Below are 15956 nucleotides of genomic sequence, written 5' to 3'. Positions count from 1 at the left end.
CGCACCCATGGCGCAGCTACCCGAGCATCCCCGCCAGCCCCGATACGCCGACGTCCACGACAACATCGGCGTGCAGATCGGCGACGGCAACATCCTCAACGTCGTAACACCCCACACATCGGTAACCTGGCCAGTCCGCGTCGGCGTCCCGCCGCCACTGGCCGACCGCTTTCAACCCCGCGACGCCGGAGACCGAGTACAGCGGGTGCTGGACGTAAATGCCACGGAGGGATCCGCTTCTGCCGGACGGTCCCCCGGGGTGGTGTTGTCCGGTCTCGGCGGAGTCGGCAAAACACAGCTCGCGGCTCGGCACGCGCACGCTGCCTGGCGCGACAACGCCACCGACCTCGTGGTGTGGATCACCGCCGTGACCCGCGACGCCGTCATCGCCGCCTACGCCACCACAGCGACAGAAGTCTTACGTGACACCAACCCCACGATCACCCAACAACCACCCGAACAAGCCGCCCGCAGCCTGCTCGCATGGCTGGGTGCCACATCCAGACGATGGCTGATCGTGCTGGACGACGTGCAAGAACCCAGCGACCTCAACGGCCTATGGCCACCACACACCTCCTCCGGCCAAGTGCTGGTGACCACCCGCCGCCGCGACTCCACCTTGAGTCGCGGCGACCGGCAACTCATCGACGTCAGCGTCTTCACCGAGGCTGAGTCAATGGCCTACCTGTCGGCCAAACTGCCCGAACACGCCACAGCCACCTGCGGCGACGGCGCGCTTCGACGGCTGGCCACGCAACTGGGGCATCTGCCACTCGCGCTGGCGCAAGCCGCGGCCTTCATCGCCGACAAACCACTGCTGACCGTCGACACCTACCTTGACCGCCTAGCCGCCCGCAAAACCCTCACCCAGGTACTCCCCACACCTGACACACTGCCCGACGAGCACCAAGAGACCGTCGCCGCAACCTGGTCACTGTCCATCGAACGTGCCGACACCCTTCACCCCGAAGGGATGGCCCGCCCACTGCTGAACATCATCAGCCTGCTCGACCCCGCAGGAACCCCTGCCGCCGTGTTCACCACCTCCACCATTCGCAGCCACCTCAGCGCGGTGGCGGAGCGAGAAATCGACGACGACACGATCGGCGACGCGCTGAGCTGCCTGCACCGCTTCAACCTCATCACCCTCGCCCCCACGCAACCCGCCCGTGCCGTTCAAGCCCACGCGCTCGTCCAACAAGCGACCCGCGACACCATAGAACCTGAGCGATTCGCCACGCTCGCACGAACCGTCGCGGACGCAGTCGACGAGGCTTGGCCGAAGATCGACACCAACGACGCCTTCGTCCAGGCACTTCGTTCATCCACCGCTACCCTTAACCATAATGCGCAATCCGCATTGTGGCACCCCTTGGGCCACCCGGTGCTTTTTACAGCAGGAAGGTCGCTGGGCGACGCGCAACTCTTAGACTCCGTCATCAGCTATTTTCAAGGCCTAATCGACCAAGCCCACGCCTATCACGGATCGGACCATCCTGACACTCTTTTCAGTCGCATGGAGGTGGCGTACTGGCGAGGTATGGCGGGCGATACGGCTGGGGCTTCGGTAGAACTCGAACTGTTGCTGGCTGATCAGTTGCGGGTGCTCGGGTCCGATCATCCCGACACCTTCAGTACGCGCGACGCCCTCGCGCGCTGGCGAGGGGAATTGGGTGATGCCGCTGGAGCCATGACCGAGTACGAACGGTTGCTGGCTGATCGGTTGCGGGTGTTCGGTGCCGGTCATCCTGCCACCTTGCGCACGCGCGGCTGCCTTGCGCGCTGGCGAGGGGAATTGGGTGATGTCGCTGGAGCCATGACCGAGTACGAACGGTTGCTGGCTGACTGGCTGCGGGTGCTCGGTCCAGAGGATCCCTTCACCCTGACGACGCGCCACAACCTGGCACACTTCCAAGCCACTTTCGGGGAGGTTGCTAGAGCTATCGCTGAGTTCGAACAGGTGTTAGCCGACCAGTTACGGGTGCTCGGTCCTGACCATCCCGACACCCTGACCACACGCGGTAGCCTTGCGCACTGGCGAGGAGAATTGGGTGATGTCACTCAAGCCGTGACCGAATACGAACTATTGTTGACCGACCGGTTACGGATGCTCGCTCCAGACCATCCCGAAGTTCTCATCACACGTAGTTGCCTGGCATCCTGGCGAGGCAAGTTGGGTGATGTAGTTGATGCAATTGGCGAATACGAACGGGTGTTAGTCGAACAGTCGCGGGTATTCGGTGTTGACCATCCCGAGACCCTGCTTACGCGCTGTATTCTTGCACGCGCGCGCGAGACAGCGGGTGACGTCGCAGGGGCCGTGGCTGACTACGAACTGTTGCTGGCCGATCGGTTGCGGGTGCTCGGTCCCGACCATCGGGATACCCTGGTGACACGCCACAACCTGGCACACTTCCGGGCCATTTCCGGGGAAGTTCCTGGGGCCCTCGCTGAGTTCGAACGGGTGCTAGCCGACCAGTTGCGGGTATTCGGTCCCGACGATCCCGACATCTCGCGCACGCGTAAAAACCTGGCGTACTGGCGAGGCGACGTGGAATAACGTTGTTGTGGTAGCTCTCGTACCCAGATCTGCTCGCCGTCGGTTAGAAGTGTTCGACACTCGCCGACACACTTTCGTTGTGTAATCAATGCCTAGAAGCCGCTGCCCGCGTCGACATCCGCTTGTCGGCAGGACCGTGCGTTAGGTGCCGGAGGCCATGTAGGCGGCGAGGGTGTAGTTGGGGTGTCGGTCGAGGTTGGTGCGGGCTCGGTCGTAGCGCATGGTGGTTCGTGGGTCGGCGTGGCGTGCGGCGATTTGGACGTCGCGGAGGTCGACGCCCGCGTCGAGCATGGTGGTGACGAAGGTGTGGCGGAGCATGTGGGGGTGCATCCGTGGCAGGCGAACCACCGAGACCGCGGCGAGGCGTTGGAGTCTGCGTGTGAGGGGCCCCGCGTTCTCCGGACAGCTCGTCGGTGAGATTCCTATGCTGCGAGCTGGGTATTGAGGAAATCGTTGTGGACCTCAAGTGGCGTCCGGTATCCGATTGCGGAGTGGAGTCGGGTCCGATTGTAGAACCCTTCGACGTATGCGACAACGGCCTGGCGCGCTTCGGCTCGTGTGGCGAATGTCATGTGGTGCAGCCATTCGTTCTTCAGTGCGGAGAAGAACGATTCGGCCATCGCATTGTCCCAGCAGACACCGGTCCTGCCGACCGATTGACGCATTCCCAAGGCGGTGAGATGGGCGGCGTAGTCGTAAGAGGTGTAATTGGAACCCCGGTCGGAGTGGAAAATGCAGTCACGCTCGATGGTGATCGTGACGGCGGCATTATCGAGCGCGGCCCGGATCAGCGATGTCCGGTAGTGATCGCCCATGGACCATCCGACGATCATTTTCGAGTAGCAGTCGATCACCGTCGCCAGATAGAGAAACCCCTCGCCGGTCGCGATATACGTGATGTCGCCGACCAGCTTCGTTCCCGGCGCGTCGGCGGTGAAGTCCCGTGCGACCAGGTCGGGGATCCGTTGGCCGGTGCCGGCCTCGGTAGTGGACGGCCGCCACGGCTTCGGCTGCCTGGTGACCAGCCCCGACTCGCGCATCAACGCCCGCACCAGCTCCTGGCTGACCTGGACGCCGGAGCGGGCCAGGACGGCGTGCACCCGGCGGTGCCCGTAGACATGGTGGTTCGCGTCGAACACCGCGGTGATCATGTCTTGCAGGGCTCGCCTGCGCGTCGAGGTCGCGCTTTCGGGGCGATTTCTCCATTCGTAGAATCCCGCGCGGGAAACCGACATCCAGGCACACATCCTGCTGATCGGATAGCTGTCCTTCTCGCCGTCGATGAACTCGTACTTCGAGGTCACCGATATTCCTGGGCGAAGAAGGCCGCCGCTTTTCCCAGGAACTCGGTACGCATCCGCAGCTCCTGGTTCTCGCGTTCGAGTTCACGCAACCGAGCGCGTTCGCTCACGGTCAAAGGCTCCTCGTCGACCGGATGCTTCCGCCGGTACTGGGCAACCCAATTCGCCAAGGTGCCCTCATTTACGCCGAGTTCCCGCGCCACCTGAGCGACCGGACGAGGTGGCTGTGAATTGACCACCATCTTCACGGCCTCATCCCGAAACTCGGGCGAGAACTTCCTGCGCTTCTCTGCCATCGATCATCCTTCCGTACAGACCGACCTTAATAGGTCAGCTGTCCGGAAACTCAGGGGCTCCTCAGTGTGGCGCAGTGGCGGTCCATGCGATGTGCTCGCCGGTTGAGCAGAATCGCCCCGGTGGTCCGGTCGCCCACAGCCCGGTCGAGAGCCCGGCCGACTGCGGGCGGCAGCGGTACGAGAGCGACTTTGGTGCCCTTGCCGACCACTCGCAGAACGCGGTGTCCGTGTTCCTCACCGATGTCGGTGATGTCGGCGCCGCAGGCTTCGAAGATCCGTAGCCCGAGCAAGCCGAGCATCGCGACCAGGGCGAAGTCGAAGAGGTTAGTGGAGTCGCGTGCCGCGGTGAGCAGTGCCTCGAATTGCAGGTGCGACAAGCCCAGGGTCGGTGACTCGTTCGCGACTTCCGGTCTGCGGACGTAGTCGGCCGGTGAGTGCTGCAGCACCGAGTCGATGACACAGGTGCGGTAGAAGCCGGTGACTACGGCCATCCTGCGTGACACGGTGGAGGGCTTGAATCTTCGGATCTCCTGCATCCACCGCACATATCGCTCCACATCCGCACGTGCCATGTCCAGCGGAGCGAATTGGTGCTCGCTGCACCAGGTCAGGTAAATCCGCAGGTCGGACTCGGTATGCGTCCGCGAGGTGCCGGTGAACCGGGCCAGGTAGGCCGAGCACGCCAACCTCAACACGACGTCACTGTCGGGTGGAACGCCTGAATTAGTCATGTCCACGACGGTGAACCCGGTCCACGTGATCAGCGACCCCGCTGCGGCATGAGCGTGCGCTAACTCAGCCGCGCGCCATGCGGCATGAGAGTGCGTTCACAGAAGTCATCGAACGCGTAACAGCGTTGAACATCAAACGACATCACCACACCGACGTGGACGCAGGCCAGTTTGGGATGGGCTCGTGGATGTACGTGGTGACCGAGCTCGTCGAGGTGCGCGTGGTTGACGCGGCCTTGGCCGATCCCGCCATCGCACGCCAGCCCCCATCTTGGTGGATGCGACCCACGTCGGCATCCGCAGGGCAACATCCTTCTGCGTCGGCTACATCCATCCATGGCGTACGCATCGACGAGTGGTTGCAGTGTTGCTACTCGCGGCAGCACGGACAGGACGCCGCCGCGTTCGACGTCACCCGCGCTGACAAGTCGCATGTCGCGTTCGGCCACGGCGTGCACCACTGCCTCGGCGCGCCCTTGGCCAGGCTGGAAGCGGCGATCGCCCTGCCCGCCCTGTTCGAGCGGTCCCGAACATGACCCTCGCGACCTCGCCGGATGCCTTGGGGCACCTCGATTCCTTCATCTCCAACGGACATCGCACGCTGCCGGTCCTGCTGAACGCGGACTGACCCCGCTTACCGTTCCTCGGCCGCGGGGGCTTGCCCTGGAGCCGGGGAGGTCAGGGTGTTCACGATGGTGTCGGTGTAGTCGCTGGTGATCGGCTCGCCGGTCACCAGCAGCCGGTACCAGAGCGGGGCGACCAGCATGTCGTCGTAGAGCGCGGGGTCGCCGGCGGCCAGCTGCCCGGCTTCCTGGGCTTTGACGAGCCGGGCCCGGTTGATCGCGGCCAGCGCGGTGTGGACCTTGCCCTGGATCATGGCGGCGAGTTCCGTGTCGAGCTGGGCCGAGCCGATCACGCCCGAGATGATCTGGCCGTGCCGTTCGTCGGCGAAGACCTCGGCGAGGGTGCGCAGCCAGGTGCGCAGGTCGGCGTCGATGTCACCGGTGTCGGGATAGAGGAAGAACCGCTCGCCCAGCCGGTCCATCAGGGCGTCCAGGAACAGCGCCCCCTTCGACGGCCACCAGCGGTAGACCGTCGGTTTGCCCACCTTCGCCCGCGTGGCGACCGCCTCCATGGTCACCGCGGCGTAGCCGCGCTCGGCGCAGAGGTCGACGGCGGCTTGCAGGATCTCGTCCCGGGAGCGTGCGGTCCGGCCGGTGGGTGGGGTGCTCACCGCGATCACTCTACCCAACTACAAAACGTTCTGTTACGTTCTGCGGCGGCATAACGTTACGTAACGTTTTGAAGAGAAGAGGCGACCATGACCCTCAAGAACGTCAACACCGTCCTGGCCACGGTGGGGCCCTGTTCATCGCCTACGTCGGGCTCTCCTACGTGCTCGTCCCGGAGTCCACGGCGCCCGGCTTCGGCCTGCCGCGCTGGCCGTCCGGGGACGGCGACGGTTTCCTTGTCCTGAAAGGCATCCGGGACCTGGTGTCCGGTCTGGCGATCGCCGCGATGGTGCTCACCGGCCAGCGACGCGCGCTGGGCTGACTCCTTCTGGTCATCGCCTGCACACCGCTCGGCGACATGATCATCGTGCTGGCCCACGACGGATCGTCGGCCGCCACGTTCGGCATTCACGGAGCGACCGCCGCCCTGGTCGCGCTCACCGGCGTTCTGACCCTCCGTGAAACCCGCGGCCGCCCGGCCACCGCGGAGCGGTCGTCCCTCGCACTTCAGTGAATTCCCGTCACCCTTTCCCGGAAAGAGCAAAGTAATGCGCAAATCCTATTACGCGGCACACATCTACATGATCTTCGGAGTGGTTTCCGGCTTGTACTACCGGGAGTTCACCAAGCTCAACGAGTTCGACGGGCGAACCCAGCTCGCGCTCATCCACACGCACCTGCTCGCGCTGGGCATGCTGGGCTTCCTCATCGTCCTGGCGCTCGACAAGCTGTTCCAGCTTTCCGGGACCAGACTGTTCACCCTTTTCTTCTGGTTCTACAACGCGGGCATCGCCGTCTCGGTCGCCATGATGTTCGTCCACGGCACCCAGACGGTTCTCGGCCTCTCCGTGCCCATGGCCGTCTCCTTGACCGCCGGGCTCGGCCACATCCTGCTCACGGTCGGGCTGATCCTGCTGTTCGTCCTCCTCGGCAAACGCCTCAAGAAGACCGTCCAGCCCGCAGCGTGAGCACGGCGGCCCCGTCAGTGGCGGATGGCGAGATAGACCCGGGCAGCGACGTCCTGGGCGGCCTGGTTGAAGGCGTGGATCTGGGGTGCGGTGTTGGTGCGCAGCCAGGTCGGCGCCCATTCCAGGGGCGGCGCGTCGCTGATCGGGAGATACACGACGCCGGGCCGCGCGTAGAACCGTGACACCTGCGCGCCCATCACGAAAGCGCCTTCCCCTGCGCCGATCAATGCCAGGGCTTCCTGGAGTGTTTCGAAGCGCGGTCCCGGTTCGATCGGGTGGCCGCCGGGCGTGTGGTCCGGCGTGCGATCCGCGCGCCAGTAAGCCGGGAACGCTTCAGCCACTTGCAGCATTTTGACCGCGGCGAGGTCTTCCAGCGAAACGGTGTCGCGGCGGGCGAGCGGATGCCGAGCGGACACCCCCAGCACCCGCGTCTCGGAGAACAGGACCTCGCCGGTGACCATGTCGGGTTCGTCGTGCGGCAGGCTCACGACCAGCAGGTCGGTATCGCCCGCGCGCAGCCGCTGAAGGCCGTCGACGATCTGCACTTCCCTCGGCTGAGCCCGCCAGCCGGGGTGACGCCGGTCGAACAGCTGGGCCGCCTGGACCACGAGCTGTCCTGCGGCGGCGCCGAGGAAACCGACCCGCAGCACACCGTGGACACCGCGCGCGACGTCGGTCGCCTTCCGGAGCCCGGCCTCGATCAGGTCGTAGGCGGGTCGCAGATCGTCGTACAACCGTTGCCCCGCTTCGGTGAGGGCGACATGGCGGCTGCTGCGTTCGAACAGCGGCGTCCCGATCTGTCGTTCGAGCTTCTTAATCGTCTGGCTGATCCGCGCGGTGGTCACGTGCAGGCGATCGGCGGTGCGGCCGAAGTGCAACTCCTCGCCGAGGGTCAGGAACGCTTCCAGTTCAAGCCGCTCCAGCACATGCGCCTCCGGACATTAATCCCACCTTAATGACCGTTGCACTATGTCACCTTGTTGGCGGATCAAGCCCCCTAAAGACTGAATGAGACAACATCACTCGGTGTCACCGACTCTCACTCAAGGACTCTCTGTGGGCAAGATTGTTTCGCTCGTCTACCTGTCGCTGGACGGGGTGATGGAGAAACCGACCTGGACCGGGCCGTATTTCAGCGCCGAGCACGCCAAGTTCGCCTACGGCCAGTTGTTCTCCAGCGACGCACTGCTGCTGGGCCGCGTCACCTACGAGGGCATGGCCGCCGCCTGGCCGCATATGGAGGAGTCCGACGGTGACTTCGCCGTCCGCATGAACACCCTCCCCAAGTACGTCGTGTCGACCACCCTGGAAACCGCCGAGTGGAACAACACCGTCGTCGTGCGAGGCGATCTGGCCGCCGAGATCTTCGAGCTCAAGGCGCGCTACACCGGCGACATCCTCATCTACGCCAGCGGAGTCCTGGTGAACTCCCTGATCGAGCTCGGCCTTCTCGACGAACTGAAACTCTGGCTGCATCCCGTGATCGTCGGAAGCGGCAAACGCCTGTTCCCCGCGGGCATCGATTCGACCTCGTGGCGTCTCGCGACGACGGCGGCCTTCAGCTCCGGAACGATGATCCTGGACTACCGGCCCACCGGCCGCGAGTGAGTCCCTCCCCCCGATTTCCCTGCCTGGCGGACGTTTCGCCGTCCCAGCATCCCTTCATCGAGCGACAAGGACTGTTCATCATGCGTGCTATCGGCCAGGATTCGTTCGGCGGTCCGGACGTGCTGAAGATCATCGAGGTACCGCGCCCGGTACCCGGCCCCGCCGAGGTGCTGGTGCGGGTACGTGCCGCCGGGGTCAACCCGACCGATTGGTGGCACCGGGCCACCGGCGGGCTGGCGGGCGACGTCCCGATCCGGCTGGGCTGGGACGTGTCCGGCGTGGTCGAGGCCGTCGGGCCGGGGGTGACCCTGTTCCAGCCCGGCGACGAGGTCTTCGGCGTACCGCGCCAGCCCGCTCCTGCGGGGACCTACGCAGAGTACGTGACCTCCCCGGCGAGGCACCTCGCCGCCAAACCGGCCGGACTTTCCCCGGTGGAGGCCGCCGCGCTCCCCTTGGCCGCGCTCACCGCGTGGCAGGCCCTCGTCGACACGGCCGACATCCGGCAAGGCAGCCGCGTGCTGATCCACGCCGCGGCGGGCGGCGTCGGGCATCTGGCCGTCCAGATCGCCAAGGCGCGCGGCGCTCAGGTCATCGGCACCGCTCGCGCCGCCAACCACGACTTCGTGAAAAGCCTCGGCGCCGACGAGGTCATCGACTACACCCAAACCGATTTCACCACCGCCGCCCGCTCCATGGACGTCGTGCTCGACACCATCGGCGGCGACTATGGACCCCGCTCCCTGCGGACCTTGAGCCCGGGTGGCATCGTCGTCTCGCTCGCCTCACCCACCGAGGCGAAGCTGGCGGACGAGGCCCGGTCTCTCGGACTCCGTTCCGTCTTCATGATCGCCGAAGCCGACCAGTCGGGGATGCGGGAGATCGCCGCCCTCGCCGAAGCCGGGCGACTGCGGGTCCGCGTCGACACCGTCTTGCCGTTGGCACAGGCGGCCAAGGCCCACGAAATCGGCGAAGCGGGCCATACCGCCGGAAAGATCGTCCTCACCGTCTCCGCCTGACCCTTTCCCCTTCTCACGAGAGCAGGCCCATGCGTTTGTTCCTTTCCTCCTGGAAACTCGGGGACGCCCCCGCACTTCTGGACGACCTCGCCGGCGACGTCCGGACCGCGGCCGTCATCGGCAACGCGCTGGACGCCCTCCCCTGCCCGGCGAGACGGCAGGCCACCGGCCGCGAGGTTGCGCTGCTTCGCGACCGTGGCTACTCAGTGTCCGAAGTGGACTTACGTGACCATTTCGGTGCTTCGAAAGGACTCGCTGAGCGCTTGTCCGGCTTCGGGGTCATCTGGGTCCACGGCGGCAACCCGTTCGTCCTGCGGCTGGCGATGGCCCTCAGCGGCGTCGACGGGATCCTGCCCGGCCTGCTGCGGCGCGACGCCGTCGTCTACGCGGGCTGGAGCGCGGGCGCCTGCGTCCTCTCGCCCAGCCTGCACGGCCTCGAACTCGTCGACGACCCCGCAGACACCGTCACCGCCTACGGCAGGCAGGCGATCTGGGAAGGGCTCGGTCTCTTGGACTACGCCTTCGTCCCCCACTACCGCTCGCCGATCCCCGAAAGCGAGCCCATCGAGCGCGTCGTCGAGCGCTACGACCGCGAAGGAGTTCCGTACCGCACCCTCCGCGACGGCGAGGTCACCATCATCGACCGGCCGTCGACCCCTGCGAACCGCTGACACCCCAACGAAAGAGAGAACCATGAACGCCGTACGACTCCCCGTCGACAAGCTGGCACCGCACATCAACCGCGCGCTCAACTCGCTCGACGCGGCCTCCCGCAAGGTCAGCCTGGAGCCCGCGCTGCTGGAACTGGTGCGGGCACGCGCTTCCCAGCTCAACGGCTGCGCCTACTGCGTCGACATGCACACCAAGGACGCGCGTACCGGTGGTGAGACCGAGCAGCGGCTCTACGCGCTGCCGGTGTGGCGCGAGACGCCGTTCTTCACCGACCGTGAACGGGCGGCACTCGAGCTGACCGAGGCTGCGACCCGGCTCGTCGACGGCCCTGTCACCGACAAGGTGTTCGGCCGGGCGGCCGCCGAGTTCACCGAGGTCGAGCTCGCCGAGCTGATCTGGACCATCACCGTGATCAACGCCTGGAACCGGCTCGGCGCCACCGCCCGGCCCTGGCCGCTGGACTGACGGCCGCCGCTTCTCCCCAGCCATACGCGCGAACGCGCCTACCGGATCGGAAACATCACATGCGCGTCTTCATCACCGGGACCACCGGCTACATCGGGGGTTCGGTCGCCGACCTGCTCCTGCGCTCAGGACATCGGGTCGACGGTCTCGTCCGTAGCGAGGACAAGGCTCGCGAGCTGGAGCGGCGCGGCATCAACCCCGTCATCGGCACGCTCGACGACGCCGCACTGCTCACCGCGCGCGCCCGCGAGGCCGACGCCGTCGTCAACGCCGCCAGCAGCGATCACCGGGGCGCCGTCGAGGCGCTCGTCGAAGGGCTGGCTGGCACCGGCCGTCCGCTGGTGCACACCAGCGGATCCACCGTCGTCAGCACCGACTCGCGCGGTGCCGTCGCCGACGAGGTATACACCGAGGAGGTCATCGCCCCCGGCTCAGGCTGGAGACCCATCGAAAAGAAGGACGCCCGTGTCGCACTCGACCGGTTCGTCCTGGACGCGGCGAGCCGCGAGGTGCGCTCGGTGGTGCTGTGCAACTCCCTCATCTACGGGCACGGCCGGGGCATGTCCCGCGACAGCCTGCAAGTCCCCGTCCTCGCCAGGCAGGCCCGCGAAAGCGGGGTCGCCCGGTATGTCGGGGATGGCCGCAACATCTGGTCGACCGTGCACATCGACGACCTGACCGACCTCTACCTCCGTGCGCTCACCGACGCTCCGGCCGGATCGTTCTACTTCGTCGAAAACGGCGAAGCGTCGTTCCGCGACATCGCCGCCGCGATCGCCCGGAAGTTCGGTCTCGGTCCCGCCGAGGCGTGGGACACCGACGACGCCGTCGCCCACTGGGGAGAAGAACTCACCTTGTACGTTCTCGCCTCCAACAGCCGGATCCGAGGCCGCGCCTCCGCTGGACTCGGCTGGCGTCCGGCGCACGCCTCCGTCTTGGAGTGGATCCAGGACAATCTCGACTAACGCGTCGCGCGGGTGGTTTCCGGGGCGGTGCGGATCACGACATCCGCACCGCCCCGGAGCCGCCCTCGAACGGCTACTCCTCCGGGCGTACGCGGGAAGGCGTCCCGCGACGACGCAGCGCGGCGAGCCGTTCACTCCGTCTCCGGGGCTCGACGAGACTGAGCGCGATGAACGCCAGCTGGCAGCCGATGCCGAGGGTGGCGGCCACCGCGGCGGTGCCGGTCAGGACGACCGCGACGAGCATGGCGAGCCGGAGAGTGATCGGCCAGGCCTGTAGAAGGTCGCCCTTGCCAGGCCGCGCCTCGTCGGCTGAGAGTGAGAGGTGGGCGACCGGTGTCGGCCCTGCGCGACGACACGGTCCCGGGCTGACCGCCACCCAGCTCCACGACATCTTCCGCCCGCGCGTGAGACGTGGTGGTAGTGGAGCAGGTTGCGTGTGCTCGCCGACCCGGGTCGGCATCCCTCCGCATCGGCCGGGTGGCGACGGCGGCGTCCGCCCGCGGCCAAGGCGTGGCGGCCCGCCTGATGGGGCCCTGACGGTGCCCGGCGAGTACGTCCTCGACGCCCAGACCTACGTCCAAGGTTTCTTCGCGCGCTGCGGCTTCGTCGCGGAAGGCGAGGAGTGCACCGACGACGTAATCCCCCCACATCCGCATACGCCGCCTCCGACGGTAGCCGACGTGATCGAAGGGTCGACACGCGTGATCAAGGGGTCGACACGGTGAGAGCCTTGCGGCGGCGTCGTGTCGACCTCCTGATCACGCGTGTCGGCTTCTCAATCACGCGTGTCGACTCTTCCAGCACGGCTTAGACAGCCGCCCCCCGCGCGGGGCCGTCGCCGTGATCACCTTCACCGCGCGGTCCACATCGGACTCCGCGAGGTCGGCACGCGCCGTCAGACGCACTCCCGTCAAAGTTGTCGGCGGGAACCGGGCAACTTAACCGTCACCCGGACCGGCGTCCGCACATCGGCAGGATCGTGCGTTCAACGGCGCCGCCTGTTGCCGCCTGTGGCATGAGCGCGCAACGTGTACCTCCCGGTTGCAGGGTCCAGGCCGAGTTCATAGCTTGGTTTGGTGGATCGTGATGACATGCTGAAGTCAGCTGACGCCGCTCGTATGGGGAAGGCTGCCGAACACCTGGTGGCAGCGTTTTGCATCCTTGCCAGCAGGGGCGAGTTGAATGTCTCCATGTCGCTCGTCGATGATGAGGGAGTCGACCTCGTCTTCCACCGACGGAATTCACCGGTGACCTTGGCTGTGCAGGTCAAGGTGAGGATGTCTGACAGCAAGCGTGTACGCGCGGAAGGTTTCGTGGCGTTCGTCCGCTCGCAAACCTTCACGCCTCGGCGCGATCTCGACATGTTGTTCGTCGCGATCGACATCGTCCGGGGCGTCGTCATGAAGGCGTGGCTTGTCCCCAGCCTGCACTACGCCGAGGTGGTGGGAACTCCGAATAAGCGGGGACGCCATCGATTCGCGGCTTCCATGAAGGAGGCCACCAGCGACCGGTGGCGAACCCACCGGCTCGAACCCGAGCAACTAGCTCGGGTCGCGCCGTCCGGACGTCCTTTGTCGGCGGGACGGGACCGCCTGGAGCCATCCTCCGTCGGCTCGCAAGCATCGCTCAGGGCTCACGCCGAGGTTTAGGTGCCGGAGGCCATGTAGGCGGCGAGGATGTAGTTGGGGTGTCGGTCGAGGTTGGTGCGGGCTCGGTCGTAGCGCATGGTGGTTCGTGGGTCGGCGTGGCGTGCGGCGATTTGGACGTCGCGGAGGTCGACGCCCGCATCGAGCATGGTGGTAACGAAGGTGTGGCGCAGCATGTGCGGGTGCATCCGCGGCAGGCGCACCACCGACACCGCGGCCAGGCGGCGGAGCCGTCGGGTGGCGCAGTGGCGGTCCATGCGGTGAGCTCGCCGGTTGAGCAGGATCGCCCCGGTGACCCTGTCGCCGACAGCCCGGTCGAGAGCCCGGCCGACGGCGGGCGGCAGCGGCACAAGAGCGACTTTGGTGCCCTTGCCGACCACGCGCAGGACTCGGTGGCCGTGTTCCTCGCCGATGTCGGCGCCGCAAGCTTCAAAGATCCGCAACCCGAGCAAGCCGAGCATCGCGACCAGGGCGAAAATCGAACCGGTTGGTGGAGTCGCGGGCGGCGGTCAGCAGTGCCTCGAACTGCAAGTGCGACAAACCCAATGTCGGTGACTCGTTCGCGACCACCGGTCGGCGAACGTAGTCGGCCGGTGAGTGCTCCAGCACCGAGTCGACGACACAGGTGCGGTAGAAGCCGGTGACCACGGCCATCCGCCGCGACACCGTGGACGGCTTGAATCCGCGGATCTCCTGCATCCACCGCACATACCGCTCCACATCCGCCCGCACCATGCCCAGCGGAGCGAGCTGGTGCTCGCCGCACCAGGTCAGGTAGATCCGCAGGTCGGACTCGGTATGCACCCGCGAGGTACCGGTGAACCGGGCCAGGTACGCCGAGCACGCCAACCGCAACACGACGTCACCGTCGGGAAGTACTTCCGAAGTAGTCATGTCCACGACGGTGAACCCGGCCCGCTTGCCCAGCGACCCCGCCGCGGCATGAGAGCGCGTTCAGACCGCGATCTGATGGCGATGGTTCATGGAACAGCCCCGTTCCATGCCGCTCCTGCTACGCTTGCCGCGATGATTACCTACTTGAGCCGATCGGAGGTTCCGTTCGCCAAAGGTGAGTGCTGATGCACCCTTTGACTGCGAATGAGAACCTCCGCCTCCTTTTCTGGGCGCGCGTGCGCGAGTTCGCCGTGCCTCCATCGATGATCGAGACAGCGACTGCCCGCCGGGCGGTGGGCGACTGGGCAGGGGCCTGCGCCGCGGCGCGAGTCGACGTGGATCTGAACCTGCGGGCCGTGGGTCGTGCCCATGGCATTTGGTTGGCAGCACAGGTCCGCGCTGATCTGCGTCATCTGGCTCCTGATCTGCTTCGCTGGCATTTTCCGAGGATCGGTCCGGACGGCCTGCTGCGGCCAGGGCTCACGGTTTCCCTGGCTCGGTATTGTTCGACGGCTGACAGCGGTGGCGCGATACACCTCGTGGCACGTACGCCGCCGGCGTGGGCGGATGCCGGTCAGCGGATCAGCCTCGCATTGTGGGTGCCGTCCCAGCGCGGGACCGGAGTGGGTCTTCATCCGCATCCCCGCCCCGACCGCCGATATCGCCTCGATCTGCATCGCCACTTATGGGACGCGCGCAAGGCCGGTGAGCTGCGGGAGCGGTCCGGCCGCTGGCCCTGCGACGGCGATCTCGCAGGGGACTGGATCCCTGCCGGGGTCGGCGCCTGCGCCGTGGACCGGTGGGCGGCCGAGGCGGCGCTGCTACTGGGCGCTGAGGGGCGTGGAGGCGACGTCGCCGTGCGGCTCACTTCCCGGCACCGGTTGATACTGAACCTGGGCGCGCCGCGTGAGGCGGTCGGCGGCTGCGCCCGTGAGGTGCCGGTCCTGCCCGACGCCGCGACCTGGGTCCTGCCCGACCTTGAGTTGCTTCATGCCGGGTTGATCGACGTCGACCTGCTGCATCCGCTTGTCGCGTCGGCACTTCGACCTGACCATCGGCCGGTCGGTCCGTCACGGAGTCCGGACGGCTCAGGGAATTCGCGCCTTGTCGAGTGTCGTGGTGCCACGCACCGAATCGGTGTGGTGAACGGGGTGCTCGTCCCGCTCGACCACGACCCCGACGAAATTCGCCGCGAGGAACTGCTCGCCGCGTTGGGCGGCACCGAACTGCCGTGCCTGCGGGTGATCGACGAAGCACACCGGCATCCGGAAAGTCTTGCCGATGTTCGCGCCCGGCTGGACCACGGCGACACCACCGGCGCCCTCGCCACCGTCGAAGGCCTGCTCGGACCGGACGTGCTCCTGCGCAGCGGCGCATTGCGCGATGAGCTGGAGGCTGCGGTGCGCCGCCGGGTCGCGCATGGGCTGTATCGGGCCGGGCTGGCCGGGTACGGACCGGCTCCGTCCACACGGGACACCCCCCGTCGCGTTCTCCGGACCCGCCCGCGCCACGCGACCCTTCGCTGACCTCATACCTCGCTTGCTCGCCTGGCCGACGAACGGCCCCGATTCGACCCCAAGGTGATCGAAACTGTCTACTGCC

At 66.5% G+C, this 15956-nt stretch carries 17 protein-coding genes and 2 pseudogenes; 11 read left to right on the top strand and 8 right to left on the bottom strand.

Translation table 11 applies throughout. The features are described from left to right. Window positions 1-7 precede the first annotated feature (7 nt). Complete coding sequence (locus tag ACUZ2Y_RS07610; protein ID WP_476328308.1) at window positions 8-2560, top strand: tetratricopeptide repeat protein; 2553 nt, start codon at window positions 8-10, stop codon at window positions 2558-2560. Window positions 2561-2701: 141 nt separating this feature from the next. On the opposite strand, the gene ACUZ2Y_RS07605 is transcribed toward ACUZ2Y_RS07610, so the two are convergent. The 3 genes from ACUZ2Y_RS07605 to ACUZ2Y_RS07595 form a co-directional block, all read right to left on the bottom strand. Beyond that, window positions 2702-2980: a tyrosine-type recombinase/integrase gene (locus ACUZ2Y_RS07605; RefSeq protein WP_476331645.1), complete on the bottom strand. Its 279-nt coding sequence runs from the start codon at window positions 2978-2980 to the stop codon at window positions 2702-2704. 2 nt (window positions 2981-2982) lie between these two features. Next, window positions 2983-4157 (bottom strand): IS3 family transposase gene (locus ACUZ2Y_RS07600; protein ID WP_476328306.1). Its coding sequence is split into 2 segments (ribosomal slippage): window positions 2983-3899 and window positions 3899-4157, totalling 1176 coding nucleotides; the frame shifts between segments, so codons are not numbered across the junction. 50 nt (window positions 4158-4207) lie between these two features. Next, on the bottom strand, window positions 4208-4852 hold the full coding sequence (locus ACUZ2Y_RS07595) for a tyrosine-type recombinase/integrase (RefSeq protein WP_476328304.1): 645 nt from the start codon (window positions 4850-4852) through the stop codon (window positions 4208-4210). Window positions 4853-5271: 419 nt separating this feature from the next. On the opposite strand from ACUZ2Y_RS07595, the pseudogene ACUZ2Y_RS07590 reads away from it, so the two are divergent. Further along, window positions 5272-5516, top strand: a pseudogene (locus tag ACUZ2Y_RS07590) (cytochrome P450); the annotation flags it as partial. A gap of 6 nt (window positions 5517-5522) precedes the next feature. Here ACUZ2Y_RS07590 and ACUZ2Y_RS07585 read toward each other — a convergent pair. Then, window positions 5523-6122 carry a TetR/AcrR family transcriptional regulator gene (locus tag ACUZ2Y_RS07585; protein ID WP_476328302.1) on the bottom strand — a complete coding sequence of 200 codons (600 nt, stop codon included), beginning with the start codon at window positions 6120-6122 and terminating at the stop codon, window positions 5523-5525. Between ACUZ2Y_RS07585 and ACUZ2Y_RS07580 the strand changes: the two are divergent. Together ACUZ2Y_RS07580 and ACUZ2Y_RS07575 are read left to right on the top strand one after the other, a co-directional pair. Next, window positions 6092-6634, top strand: a pseudogene (locus ACUZ2Y_RS07580) (DUF4267 domain-containing protein). The gene ACUZ2Y_RS07585 and the pseudogene ACUZ2Y_RS07580 sit on opposite strands and share 31 nt — an antisense overlap. A 34-nt stretch (window positions 6635-6668) precedes the next feature. After that, on the top strand, window positions 6669-7088 hold the full coding sequence (locus tag ACUZ2Y_RS07575) for a DUF2871 domain-containing protein (RefSeq protein WP_476328300.1): 420 nt from the start codon (window positions 6669-6671) through the stop codon (window positions 7086-7088). Window positions 7089-7102: 14 nt separating this feature from the next. Here ACUZ2Y_RS07575 and ACUZ2Y_RS07570 read toward each other — a convergent pair whose 3' ends face one another. Further along, the gene (locus ACUZ2Y_RS07570; RefSeq protein WP_476328298.1) at window positions 7103-8014 is read right to left on the bottom strand and encodes a LysR family transcriptional regulator; all 912 of its coding nucleotides are present in this window, start codon (window positions 8012-8014) and stop codon (window positions 7103-7105) included. Window positions 8015-8144: 130 nt separating this feature from the next. Here ACUZ2Y_RS07570 and ACUZ2Y_RS07565 point away from each other — a divergent pair, with 130 nt between their 5' ends. From ACUZ2Y_RS07565 to ACUZ2Y_RS07545, 5 genes are all read left to right on the top strand, one after another. Then, window positions 8145-8696, top strand: a complete 552-nt coding sequence (locus tag ACUZ2Y_RS07565; RefSeq protein WP_476328296.1) for a dihydrofolate reductase family protein — start codon at window positions 8145-8147, stop codon at window positions 8694-8696. Between the two features lie 80 nt (window positions 8697-8776). Then, window positions 8777-9712: an NADP-dependent oxidoreductase gene (locus ACUZ2Y_RS07560; protein ID WP_476328294.1), complete on the top strand. Its 936-nt coding sequence runs from the start codon at window positions 8777-8779 to the stop codon at window positions 9710-9712. Window positions 9713-9741: 29 nt separating this feature from the next. Then, a complete protein-coding gene (locus tag ACUZ2Y_RS07555) occupies window positions 9742-10383 on the top strand; it encodes a Type 1 glutamine amidotransferase-like domain-containing protein (protein ID WP_476328292.1) in 642 nt (213 codons plus the stop codon). A gap of 22 nt (window positions 10384-10405) precedes the next feature. Continuing rightward, window positions 10406-10849: a carboxymuconolactone decarboxylase family protein gene (locus ACUZ2Y_RS07550; RefSeq protein ID WP_476328290.1), complete on the top strand. Its 444-nt coding sequence runs from the start codon at window positions 10406-10408 to the stop codon at window positions 10847-10849. A 59-nt stretch (window positions 10850-10908) separates the two neighbouring features. Further along, complete coding sequence (locus ACUZ2Y_RS07545; protein WP_476328288.1) at window positions 10909-11814, top strand: NAD-dependent epimerase/dehydratase family protein; 906 nt, start codon at window positions 10909-10911, stop codon at window positions 11812-11814. Between the two features lie 73 nt (window positions 11815-11887). Here ACUZ2Y_RS07545 and ACUZ2Y_RS07540 read toward each other — a convergent pair whose 3' ends face one another. Beyond that, entirely contained in the window at window positions 11888-12058 is a 171-nt protein-coding gene (locus ACUZ2Y_RS07540; RefSeq protein WP_476328286.1) for a hypothetical protein, read from the bottom strand. A gap of 832 nt (window positions 12059-12890) precedes the next feature. On the opposite strand from ACUZ2Y_RS07540, the gene ACUZ2Y_RS07535 reads away from it, so the two are divergent. Beyond that, entirely contained in the window at window positions 12891-13463 is a 573-nt protein-coding gene (locus ACUZ2Y_RS07535; protein ID WP_476328284.1) for a hypothetical protein, read from the top strand. On the opposite strand, the gene ACUZ2Y_RS07530 is transcribed toward ACUZ2Y_RS07535, so the two are convergent. Together ACUZ2Y_RS07530 and ACUZ2Y_RS07525 are read right to left on the bottom strand one after the other, a co-directional pair. Next, complete coding sequence (locus ACUZ2Y_RS07530) at window positions 13460-13903, bottom strand: tyrosine-type recombinase/integrase (protein WP_476328282.1); 444 nt, start codon at window positions 13901-13903, stop codon at window positions 13460-13462. The two genes, ACUZ2Y_RS07535 and ACUZ2Y_RS07530, sit on opposite strands and share 4 nt — an antisense overlap. Next, a complete protein-coding gene (locus tag ACUZ2Y_RS07525; protein WP_476328280.1) occupies window positions 13890-14354 on the bottom strand; it encodes a hypothetical protein in 465 nt (154 codons plus the stop codon). The genes ACUZ2Y_RS07530 and ACUZ2Y_RS07525 overlap by 14 nt, the downstream gene beginning before the upstream one ends. Window positions 14355-14539: 185 nt before the next feature. Between ACUZ2Y_RS07525 and ACUZ2Y_RS07520 the strand changes: the two genes are divergently transcribed. Next, the gene (locus tag ACUZ2Y_RS07520; protein WP_476328278.1) at window positions 14540-15880 is read left to right on the top strand and encodes a hypothetical protein; all 1341 of its coding nucleotides are present in this window, start codon (window positions 14540-14542) and stop codon (window positions 15878-15880) included. Window positions 15881-15956 lie beyond the last annotated feature (76 nt).

It is taken from the genome of Actinokineospora sp. UV203 (assembly GCF_056323665.1).
This window is presented reverse-complemented; position numbering and strand designations above follow the sequence as displayed.

What these genes read in the sequence shown, in the direction of transcription:
- ACUZ2Y_RS07560 (WP_476328294.1), top strand. Translation starts at nt 8,777, where the DNA reads ATGCGTGCTATCGGCCAGGATTCGTTCGGCGGTCCGGACGTGCTGAAG.
- ACUZ2Y_RS07520 (WP_476328278.1), top strand. Translation starts at nt 14,540, where the DNA reads ATGCACCCTTTGACTGCGAATGAGAACCTCCGCCTCCTTTTCTGGGCG.
- ACUZ2Y_RS07545 (WP_476328288.1), top strand. Translation starts at nt 10,909, where the DNA reads ATGCGCGTCTTCATCACCGGGACCACCGGCTACATCGGGGGTTCGGTC.
- ACUZ2Y_RS07575 (WP_476328300.1), top strand. Translation starts at nt 6,669, where the DNA reads ATGCGCAAATCCTATTACGCGGCACACATCTACATGATCTTCGGAGTG.
- ACUZ2Y_RS07525 (WP_476328280.1), bottom strand. Translation starts at nt 14,354, where the DNA reads ATGACTACTTCGGAAGTACTTCCCGACGGTGACGTCGTGTTGCGGTTG.
- ACUZ2Y_RS07550 (WP_476328290.1), top strand. Translation starts at nt 10,406, where the DNA reads ATGAACGCCGTACGACTCCCCGTCGACAAGCTGGCACCGCACATCAAC.
- ACUZ2Y_RS07555 (WP_476328292.1), top strand. Translation starts at nt 9,742, where the DNA reads ATGCGTTTGTTCCTTTCCTCCTGGAAACTCGGGGACGCCCCCGCACTT.
- ACUZ2Y_RS07610 (WP_476328308.1), top strand. Translation starts at nt 8, where the DNA reads ATGGCGCAGCTACCCGAGCATCCCCGCCAGCCCCGATACGCCGACGTC.
- ACUZ2Y_RS07540 (WP_476328286.1), bottom strand. Translation starts at nt 12,058, where the DNA reads ATGCTCGTCGCGGTCGTCCTGACCGGCACCGCCGCGGTGGCCGCCACC.